Source organism: Microcystis sp. M49636_WE2 (assembly GCF_030065375.1).
GTDB classification, from domain to species: Bacteria; Cyanobacteriota; Cyanobacteriia; order Cyanobacteriales; family Microcystaceae; genus Microcystis; species Microcystis aeruginosa_C.
The window spans coordinates 1-1,339 of sequence record NZ_JASJFG010000037.1 but is presented as its reverse complement, the minus strand read 5'-3'; the positions used below and the strand labels follow the sequence as shown (position 1 = coordinate 1,339).

The window sequence follows — 1,339 nt, the reverse complement described above, 5'->3', positions numbered from 1 at the left end:
GGATTAGCAGGATCGGGTTCTACTTTTTTGCGTAAGCGTCGGATATGGGTATCTACTACCCTTTCATCGCCAAAAAAATCATTTCCCCAGAGATTATCGATTAATTGGGTGCGACTCCAGACGCGATTGGGATAACTGACAAAGGTAGCTAATAAATTAAATTCTAAGGTGGTTAAATCGAGGGTTTCCTCTGGCATTCCTTCCAATTTACGAAGAGCAGAATGTTGATCTAAGTCGATAATAAAATGACGGCTGCGATGGAGTTGTTGGGGTTGACTATCGTGTCTTAAACTACGTCTTAATAAGGCTCTTACGCGAGCGGTTAATTCCCGGGGACTAAAGGGTTTTACCATATAATCGTCGGCTCCCGTAGATAGGCCGATAATGCGATCAATTTCTTCTCCTCTAGCGGTTAACATTAAAATATAGGGGTCTTTTGTCCCGGGTTTTTGGCGAATTCTAGCACACAATTCTAGTCCGTCTAATTCGGGTAACATTAAATCTAAAATAACTAATTCTGGTTGCTTTTGATAAAAAAGTTCTAGTCCTACCCTACCATTATAAGCCAGATGACAAGTAAAGGACTCCCGCTCTAAAGTTTGCTGAATCAAATGGGCGATTTCAATTTCATCTTCGATAATAACGATATCCATAAGTAAGTAGTTATAATTTAATTGAAGATAGATTTTGCCTTTGATCCCCCCTGCCCCCCTTAATAAGGGGGGTGCGGATGCCCCCTGCTCCCCTTAATAAGGGGGAATCTGACAATTTTTAAAACCTACCTACTTAGGCATATTTTAACATATTAGCCATTCATTTCTTTCTCAGGGTTGAACATTGAAATAATTGTAATTTTTGCTCATTTTTTGGGGGGGAGAGTTGGCAACTCTCCCGACTTTGGTGGACTGGGGACTTTTCAAGGTAAAGGGACAAACTGCTCACCGGAGGGAGTTGATTGCACTTGAATTAAGACCGGTTGACCAATGCGATCGCCAGTATTAGGATCAAAGCTAATTTTTCCGGTGGCCCCTGTTTGATGAAAATTCCCGGAGCGCAGCCTGGACTGTAGGCCCTGACGTTGAGTATTTTCCCTTAAACCGGCAATAATCACCCGTGTAGCGTCAAAACTGGTGGCTGTGCGCCAACTAACCGGACCGCGCCACTGTTCCTGCATAAGATTGGCAAAAGTCTGGTTAACCGAGGGGTGCCAGGGTGCGGCAAGGGTTAAACCTTGGGCGTTTTTGCCGCCATCTTCGAGGGTGCGAATATTGTAGAGGGTGGGACTACTAAACAGAGGCAAACGCTGACGATTGGAGCGAATAACCTCAAAAACGGGATC

1 protein-coding gene and 1 pseudogene are annotated in these 1,339 nt (G+C 44.1%); both read right to left on the bottom strand.

Translation table 11 applies throughout. The features are described 5' to 3' along the window. Positions 1-653 (bottom strand): response regulator transcription factor (locus PX484_RS00735; protein WP_288102659.1); only part of this gene is annotated, 653 nt, incomplete at its 3' end. Between the two features lie 263 nt (positions 654-916). Then, positions 917-1,339: pseudogene (locus PX484_RS00730) on the bottom strand (ABC transporter substrate-binding protein); the annotation flags it as partial.